This window comes from Lacticaseibacillus manihotivorans DSM 13343 = JCM 12514 (genome assembly GCF_001435035.1).
In the GTDB taxonomy this organism is placed as follows: domain Bacteria; phylum Bacillota; class Bacilli; order Lactobacillales; family Lactobacillaceae; genus Lacticaseibacillus; species Lacticaseibacillus manihotivorans.
Window position 1 is genome coordinate 24,258 of the sequence record NZ_AZEU01000009.1, and the last position, 8,677, is coordinate 32,934.

Here is an 8,677-nt window from a genome sequence, read left to right on the forward strand (position 1 = left end):
TGTCACCACCTTTCTAGTGTTCTTTGATCGCTTGTTGCATCAATTGGATCAAGCGGTCTGACGCATCTGGCACACCTAAGCTTTTGGCCGCACGGGTCATGTCAAGCAACCGCACATCGTCTTGCATCAGATCCGCCACCATTTGCCCGAAGTGGTCATCGAGTTGCGGTTCTGGTACCACCAAAGCGGCGCCAGCTTTTTTCAAGCTTTGGGCGTTAATGAATTGATGGTTGCCGGTGACATTTGGACTGGGGATCAACACAGAAGGGATCCCCAACGCGGTCAGTTCAGCGATGGAAGTCGCCCCGCTGCGCCCGATCACCAAAGCGATATCTGGCAAAATAGCCGGCATATCATCGACATAAGGCACCACTTTGACGTTATCTGGCAAGCTCGGCAGCTGCTTTTGAATCGTGTCAAAATGCCGCCGCCCAGTGACAAATAAAGTCTGAAAATTGCTTTGGCCAAACACGGGAATCGCATTGACCGCTGCTTGATTGATCATCGGCGCGCCTCGTGAGCCGCCAAAAATCAACAAGGTCCGGCGCTTGGGATCAAGCCCAAAGTCGGCTAAGCGATCGTTAGGCAACAAGTTCGCCACTTGTTGCGCGCGCGGATTGCCGACGCGCTGGACTTTTTTAGCTGGGAAAGCCGCTTCCACTTCCGGAAATACTGTCCCGATTTTATCGACAAAGTGACACAAGAACTTGTTGGTCACTCCAGCGACGGAATTCTGTTCGTGGATCACCGTGGGAATGTGCAACCGCGCAGCTTCAAATAAAATCGCCGCGGAGACGTACCCGCCAGTGCCCACCACTACATCCGGTTTGAAGGTTTTCAAAATGTGTTTGGCTTTGGACAAGCCGCCTAAAAAGCGCGAAACGGTTTTGATGTTGTCCAGACTCAAACTGCGCTTGAAGCCTTGCAACTCGATGGTGTCAAAAGGAATGCCGGCTTTGGGGACGATGCGCCTTTCCAGACCACGTTTGGTCCCGATGTACAACACGTCATCCAACAAGTCGCGTTTTTTTAGCTGTTCAAGTAAGGCTAAGGCCGGGTAAATGTGGCCACCAGTCCCCCCGCCTGAGACGATCACGCGCATGACTATTCCTCGCTTTCAGCTAAAGCATTGACCGCGTCGATAAAGACATCTCCGCGAATTTCAAAGTTCGGGAATTGATCCCATGACGCTGCGGCAGGTGACAACAAGACGATGTCGCCTGGTTTGGAAGCAGCATAGGCTAATGGTACCGCAGTTTTAACATTTTCAGTTTGTTGATAAGGGATGCCGGCTTTTTCAGCGACGGCATTCATTAATTCAGCGGTTTCGCCAAATGTGACCATGGCATGGACATGAGCTTTGACCAATGGGATCAAATCATCCATCGACAAATGCCGATCCAACCCACCGGCTAACAACACGATCGGTTGCGTGAAGGCATTGATCGCCACACTTGCTGCTTCAACGTTGGTGGCTTTGGAATCGTTGTAGAATTTCCGATCATTGATCGTGGTGACATATTGAATGCGGTGCTTAACGCCGGTGAAGCGCGTCAACACAGCGACAATCGATGCGTTGTCAACGCCAGATAATTTCGCGGCAGCAATGGCAGCTAAAGCATTTTCAATGTTGTGCGTGCCTGGAATCTGCATGGCGTCTGCTTTCATAATCCGTTCGCCATCAAAGCACAACCACCCATCAATTAAAGCAGAACGGGCGCCGGCGATATTTTTACGGGAGAATGGCACGATTTGGGCTTTGGATTGCTTGGCCAATTCATGCATTTCTGGCAGATCCCAGTTCATGATGAAATAGTCATCTGGGGTTTGGTTCATGGTGATGCGCATCTTCGCAGCGACGTAATGTTCCCGATCGCCATGCCAATCCAAATGGGCTTCATAAATATTGGTCAATACTGCGATATGCGGATGCAAAGTCTTGATCCCACAAAGTTGGAAGCTGGAAAGTTCCGCGACCACAGTGTCATCTTTGCCGGCTTTTTGGGCCACAGCAGAAGCAGGAATGCCGATGTTGCCGGCATCATAAGCTTTGTGGCCAGCTTCGTTGAGCATCAAGCCGATCAACGTGGTGGTCGTCGTTTTGCCGTTAGAGCCAGTGGTGGCGATCCAATGCGATTGTGACACTTGATAAGCCAATTCCGGTTCTGTGATGATCGGAATGCCTAAGCTTTGCGCCTTTTGCACCATGGGATTGGAATAAGGAATCCCAGGGTTTTTCACCATGTATTCGAAATTCTCATCCAATAACTCCACGGGATGATACCCGGTGATTACTTTGATGCCATCGGCTAATAAGGCTTGGGCTTGTTTGTTGTCATCGAATTTCTGCTTATCGTTAACCGTGACTAAAGCGCCTAACTTGTTCAACAAGCGCGCTGCATTGACGCCACTCATGCCTAACCCTAACACTAAAACTTTCTTATTTTGATACGTTTTGATCTCCAACATGCCCCAGACTTCTTTCTAAAGGAAAATTAATAGATAAATTGCACTAGCGATAATACCAACAAGCCAAAACGTGATATCCACGCGCCATTCTGACCAACCTAACATTTCAAAATGATGGTGGATTGGGCTCATCTTAAACACGCGATGCCCAGTGGTTTTAAAGACTGCCACTTGAATCATGACGCTGGCGGTTTCACACACGAACACCAAACCGATCAACAGTAGCGACCATTCCCGATCGAGTAAAATGCTGACCGTCGCCAGCATCCCACCTAATGCTAAGGAGCCGACATCACCCATAAAGATCTGAGCAGGTTTGTGGTTGAACAATAAGAACCCGATCATCGCCCCGATGGTCACCAAGCAAATGATCAACACATCTACCCGACCGTCGTGAGCAGCGATAATCGCATAAGTCCCAAAAGCGATGGTTGAAAGCCCGGCAACTAAACCGTCCAAGCCATCCGATAAGTTCACCGCATTGGAGAACCCGACTAACCACACAATGGCAAAAATCACAAAGAACCATAAGGCATTGATCTGCCCGATAAACGGCACGCTGATCGCATGGGCGAAGCCGTCATGCAAGTAAGCGACCACCAACACGATCGCGCCGATGATTTGGCCTAGCATTTTCTGCCAAGCTTTCAAGCCTTCATTTTGATGACGGAAGAGCTTCACGAAATCATCGATGAACCCTAAGATCCCGTACAACAACAAAATGAACAGCGCCACATAAACGGACATGTCCAAAGTGTGTTGCCAAGCCGCAGAACCGATCGCCGCAATAATGATGGCAATGATGAACACGACCCCACCCATCGTCGGCGTACCGGATTTTTTCGCGTGCCATTTCGGGCCTTCTTCGCGGATCATTTGGCCTTCTTTTTTAAATCGCATGTAGCCGATAAATAACGGCAACACAATCACCGTGATGGCAAAAGCTGCCACCATCGGGATCAACATTTGTGCTAACTGCATGATATGCCCCTTTATAATGATTTAAGTTTCTTCAAATAATTGCCTGAGCACTGCAAAGTTTGTAAATTGCCGCTTATTGCTGTGCAAACTGGATCGTCACTTTGGCTGAGCCTAACAGCGACCCGGCTTTCAAGCTTTGCGCCGTGGCGTAACCTGAGCCCACCAACTTGAAAGTTTTCCCAGTCAACTGGGCTAATTTTAACACATCAGATTTCGACCAGCCAGAGACGTTCGGCATGGTCATGGCACCATTGGTCAATAACACCACATGCGACCCTTTCAACGCATTGCCACCAGCAGTCGGTAACTGTTGCACCACTTTGGTCCCAGTGCCCACGACTGCCGCCGAAAAATCGGCATTGGTGAGCTTTTGTTGCGCGGTGGCCAATGCATTGTTGGTCACACTTGGCACACTGATGGTTTCATCAGTCGTCGCGGTGGTATTGGTACTACCGTCTAAGGCTAAAGCTCGCGTCATCATCGGCCTAAAAATTTGGGCCATGATCGATTCCGCTGGTTCCGTCATTTTCTGCGGTTGCTTCATCGCAATGTATAACACATATTTCGGATTAGACGCTGGCGCCATCCCCATCACGGAGAAAATATAGTTCGAGTCCCCGGTGAGGTAGCCGCCAGTGGTCCCGGCAATTTGCGCCGTCCCAGTTTTAACCGCGAGATCAACACCGCTCATTTTATAAGCTGAGCCAGTCCCATATGAGGCATTGACTACTTGACGCATCGCGGCGATCACTTGTTGGGCCGTCGATTTTGAAATCGGTTTGCTGAGCACGCGCCGACCGTAACTAGTAGTTTTGCCTTTTTTGTTGACGATTTTAGACACGATCCGCGGTTGCACCATGTCGCCGCCATTGGCAACTGCCGTGGCAGCTTGCATCAACTGCATCGCATTGACATCGATCGACTGGCCGAAACTGGCCATCGCGGAATCTAAGTAATTGCCAAAATCAAAAGTCCCGCTGGTTTCACCTGGTAAGGCGATCCCAGTTTGTTGCCCAAACCCGAATTTACGAAGATATTCTGAAAATACTGTCGCACCCATGGTTTGCTCGATTTTGACCATGCCGACGTTAGAAGATCTTGGGAAGGCTTGACTCAATGGAATGGTCCCCCATCCTGAAGTATCCCAGTCTTTGATGGTGGTATCGGCGACTTTCACCGAACCAGATTTGTAATAGTTATTCGGGTGATAGTTACCAGTTTGAATGGCGGCGGCTAAGGTGAAGATCTTCATGACCGAACCGGGTTCATAATTATCCTCAACTAAGATGTCGCGCCACATGCTGGATAAGCCTTCACCAGTCGACGGATCAAACGTTGGCCGCTGAGAAGCCGCCAACACTTCACCAGTTTTAGGATTCATCAACACGGCCAACAAAGATTTTGGTTGATATTTGGTGGCCACGCTGGTCATTAAGGTTTCCAAATAACTTTGCAAGCTGGCATCAATCGTGGTATAAACCGATCCGCCATCAACAGCGGCTTTGGTTTTCACTTTGGATTCTGGCAATTGATAGCCATAAGCATCCGTTTGTGACGTGCGATAACCGTTGGTGCCTTTTAAAATTGAGTTGAATTGTTTTTCCAGCCCTAAGACGCCGACGAGCTGATCAGTGGATTTGGCGTTGGTTTGCGGTTGCGCCAAGCCGATCACATGACTGGCAAACACGCCATTAGGATAAAGCCTTGAAGGCGAATCGGTGAAGTTGATCCCAGGGAGTTTGGCTTTTTGAATCGCTTGTTTGGTGGCTAAACTCAATTTCGTCCCGGCTGTGCCGAATTCCACTTGAAATTGGGCTTTAGCAGGCGTTAAAATGCTTAAAATTTTGGCTTTGGAAAGGGGCAAGTACTTCGCCAGTTCGGTTGCCGTTTTATCTTTGTCTTGCACATATAATTTCTTGTCGCCATCAACATAATTGTGATCGAGGATCGCGTAAATCGTGTAGGTATTGGAATCTTCAGCGATCACCCCACCATCGCGATCAAAAATCGAGCCGCGCTTGGCTTTTAGGACTGTGGATTTGGCCACGACTTTCTTGCGGTAGGCAGAAAGGTTTGCCGAATCGACTTTCCCGCCGGCTGCAATGTACACAAAACGACAGGCGAATGCGACCAACCCGAGCGCCGCAAGCGCCATCAAAAAGATGCCGAACTTGCGCCGATTCTTGGTTGGATGGATCGCATTCGTCTGTCGTTTGGAAGATTTTTTTGCCATTACTTGTTCACACGCTTAATATTTGCTTCGATCACCGTCAGGCCATGTGCCTTGGCATAAGAACTGAGTCGACTAGAGTTAGACAGCTCCCCAACCGATTGTTTTAAATCAGTTACCGACTGATTTTGCGTCGCGATTTTGGTTTGCACGTCTTGATATGTACGATTATTGGCATCCAGTTGCGTTTGCGCGTTTAAAAACAATAAGCACAACGCACATGCGGCTAACCCACAGATGCCGCTTAACACCCGTTCAAAAGGTGAAAACCGCTTGGACGGACTCGGTGCAGCTTGCACTTGTGGGGCTGGTTTTGGTGTCGTTTGGGGTTGTTGCAACGGCTCAACGACTACCGGATCTAATTGTCTTGCGGTACTTTCTTGCATGAGCTACACCTCCTTAACTAATTTTTCCAAGACGCGCAACTTGGCACTGTGCGCGCGGTGGTTATGTTCGAGTTCTTCAGCACCTGGTAAAATCGGCTTGCGCGATACCAAGCAAAAATCTGGTTGCATACTGTCAGGGATCACGGGCAAATCATGCGGCACGTCTTTGATCGTGGTCAATTCTTTAAACATCGCTTTGACTAAGCGATCTTCTAACGATTGGAAGGTGATCACGCTGATGCGTCCGCCAGGATTAAGTAAGCTGACCGCTTGTTCAAGGCTCGCTTCTAAGGCACCGAGCTCATCGTTAACGGCGATGCGCACGGCTTGAAAGACGCGCTTCGCAGGATGGCCGCCAGTTCGACGCGCTTTAGCTGGGATGCCTTGTTTGATCAATTCCACCAATTCAAAAGTGGTTTCGATGGTGTGATCAGCGCGGGCTTGTTCGATTTGGCGGGCAATGGATTTGGCGAATTTTTCCTCACCATACCGATTAAAGATCCGCACCAAGTCATTGAATGACCAGTCATTGATGACGATTTTGGCGGTTAAGGTTTGACTTTGATCCATGCGCATATCAAGCGGCGCATCAAAGCGATAAGAAAAACCGCGCTTGGAATCATCAAACTGCGGCGATGACACGCCCAAGTCATATAACACCCCGTCGACCCCGGTGACGCCGCGTTCTGTCAAAGCTTCTTGCAAGTTGCGAAAGTTGGTGTGGATCAAATGCAAATTCTCAGGCATTGGATCCAACGCTTTGGTCACCGCGTCGATGGCTTGTTGATCTTGGTCGAACGCATATAACACCCCACCATCCATTTGGCTTAAGATCTCTTTGGTGTGGCCTGCTCGGCCTAACGTCGCATCCACATAGGTGCCATTTGGTTGAACGTTCAAGTTGGCGGCGGCTTCTTTTAGTAGTACTGTTTCATGTTTAAATTCAGTCATAGTTATAACCCAAAGTCGATCAAGTTTTCAGACAACTCATCGAAATCATCTTCAGCATCATCAGCATATTGTTGCCAACGCGCAGCTGACCAGATTTCGATGCGGTTGGAGACGCCGATCAACACACATTCTTTATCTAAAGCCGCGTGTTGAATCAAGTTGTTCGGGAGGTTGATGCGGCCTTGTTTATCGAGCTCGCATTCAGCAGCACCTGACAACAACATCCGTGAAAACGTCCGCGCACTTTTTTTCGTCAGTGGCAAAGCTGTCAATTTTTCTTGCAGTTTTTGCCACTCGGCTTGCGGGTAGCCGAATAAGCAACCATCCATGCCCCGGGTCAACACAAAAGAAGGGTTGAGGGCTTCGCGAAATTTCGCTGGCACGATCAACCGGCCTTTGGCATCGATGCTGTGATGAAACTCGCCCATGAGCATGGGATCACCTCCCAACGTTGAGTTAAGTCTACCACATTCCCCCACGTTCCACCACAATCAACCCCACATTCCCCCCGCTCGTGTGTGATTCTTAACAATTGTAACAAAAAAGCCCTCACAACTCAGTGGTTGCAAGGGCTCAGCATGGTTCACAAAAGTGGGGAATTTTCCCTATTTTTGAAAGAAAATCGCCGCGATCCACCAACATGTGGTAGCGATCACCTCGACACGGGCCAGCAGATGGGTATATCGGCGTAAAAACACGTCATGCTCATTGATGATCAGCAACATCACCACTAAAATCGCCGCGACGATCGAAGCGAGAAAGCACGCCCACAAATAAGTGCCAGCATGTAATTGGGTCAACTGCCAAATCGCTAAAAAGTTCACCACGATCATCACCCAAAACAAAAGATTATGACGATAGTTGAACTTGCCGATGATCACCAGCAAAATGATCCAAAACAGAATCGGCAATCCAATGGCCAAAATCGACAGCATCCTGGCACCTCCTTTTTTTATTTATCATACCTAATCTTGCCTGACAAAAAAAGCATCTCAAAATGATTTGCCGCCAACTTAAGAAACAGGTACACTATAAAACATATAAACCGTTCAAAGGAGGTGCTATGATGAAAAAAACGCGGACAAAATTCTGGTGGATTACTCATATTGCCGCTTGGGCTATGCTCATCGTCACTATCCTTGGGGCGATCCTCGGCTCAGTGGCAGCATTCGGCTAAGTCGCACTTGGCCAAATTCAAACTCCCGCATGGTGCACAAAACCATGCGGGAGTTTTTTGCGTTGTGGTGGTAGATTCGAAACTGGGACTCCAGCTGGCTCGCCTTTACGTGGTGAGAGTCCGTCCCAGTTTCAAATAGCGGCTACGACCGCACTTACGCACAACGCTGACCACAGGCGTTTGCACTCACCCCAGATTGCGTCAAAAATTGCTCAGACCAATCATGGCAGAGAAAAAAGGGTCTAAAATTTTTGGTGTTGAAGAGTACTTCAACGCTGGAAGTTTTAGGCCTTTTTAGATAACACAAAACACCTACTCCCTCCAGTGTTATGCTTTAAGCGACCAAACCAAAAGATAAACGAGGTAGGAATAGATGTCTCAATTAGAGAGTACACGCAAATTGCTTGGAATTACAGATACAAATATTAACCTGGATTATTCACCTCGGTATTTGGGACATGAAATCGCATCTGGCCGGTCTGA

At 48.6% G+C, this 8,677-nt stretch carries 9 protein-coding genes; 1 reads left to right on the top strand and 8 read right to left on the bottom strand.

What is annotated here, in order from left to right; all coding sequences use genetic code 11:
- Window positions 1-13 precede the first annotated feature (13 nt).
- The 8 genes from murG to FD01_RS00525 form a co-directional block, all read right to left on the bottom strand.
- Entirely contained in the window at window positions 14-1,102 is a 1,089-nt protein-coding gene (gene murG / locus FD01_RS00490) for an undecaprenyldiphospho-muramoylpentapeptide beta-N-acetylglucosaminyltransferase (protein WP_056962242.1), read from the bottom strand.
- 2 nt (window positions 1,103-1,104) lie between these two features.
- A complete protein-coding gene (murD, locus tag FD01_RS00495; protein WP_054715399.1) occupies window positions 1,105-2,469 on the bottom strand; it encodes a UDP-N-acetylmuramoyl-L-alanine--D-glutamate ligase in 1,365 nt (454 codons plus the stop codon).
- 15 nt (window positions 2,470-2,484) lie between these two features.
- Window positions 2,485-3,450, bottom strand: coding sequence for a phospho-N-acetylmuramoyl-pentapeptide-transferase (mraY, locus tag FD01_RS00500; protein WP_056962243.1), 966 nt, complete (start codon window positions 3,448-3,450; stop codon window positions 2,485-2,487).
- A 73-nt stretch (window positions 3,451-3,523) separates the two neighbouring features.
- Entirely contained in the window at window positions 3,524-5,683 is a 2,160-nt protein-coding gene (locus FD01_RS00505) for a penicillin-binding protein (protein ID WP_056962244.1), read from the bottom strand.
- On the bottom strand, window positions 5,683-6,066 hold the full coding sequence (gene ftsL, locus FD01_RS15610; protein ID WP_082611631.1) for a cell division protein FtsL: 384 nt from the start codon (window positions 6,064-6,066) through the stop codon (window positions 5,683-5,685). The genes FD01_RS00505 and ftsL overlap by 1 nt, the downstream gene beginning before the upstream one ends.
- Before the next feature lie 3 nt (window positions 6,067-6,069).
- Window positions 6,070-7,017, bottom strand: a complete 948-nt coding sequence (gene rsmH / locus FD01_RS00515; protein ID WP_054715395.1) for a 16S rRNA (cytosine(1402)-N(4))-methyltransferase RsmH — start codon at window positions 7,015-7,017, stop codon at window positions 6,070-6,072.
- Window positions 7,018-7,019: 2 nt separating this feature from the next.
- Window positions 7,020-7,451 carry a division/cell wall cluster transcriptional repressor MraZ gene (gene mraZ, locus FD01_RS00520; RefSeq protein WP_056962245.1) on the bottom strand — a complete coding sequence of 144 codons (432 nt, stop codon included), beginning with the start codon at window positions 7,449-7,451 and terminating at the stop codon, window positions 7,020-7,022.
- Window positions 7,452-7,622: 171 nt separating this feature from the next.
- Entirely contained in the window at window positions 7,623-7,952 is a 330-nt protein-coding gene (locus FD01_RS00525; protein ID WP_056962246.1) for a hypothetical protein, read from the bottom strand.
- A gap of 128 nt (window positions 7,953-8,080) precedes the next feature.
- Between FD01_RS00525 and FD01_RS15935 the strand changes: the two genes are divergently transcribed.
- A complete protein-coding gene (locus FD01_RS15935) occupies window positions 8,081-8,194 on the top strand; it encodes a DUF4044 domain-containing protein (protein ID WP_125707189.1) in 114 nt (37 codons plus the stop codon).
- Window positions 8,195-8,677 lie beyond the last annotated feature (483 nt).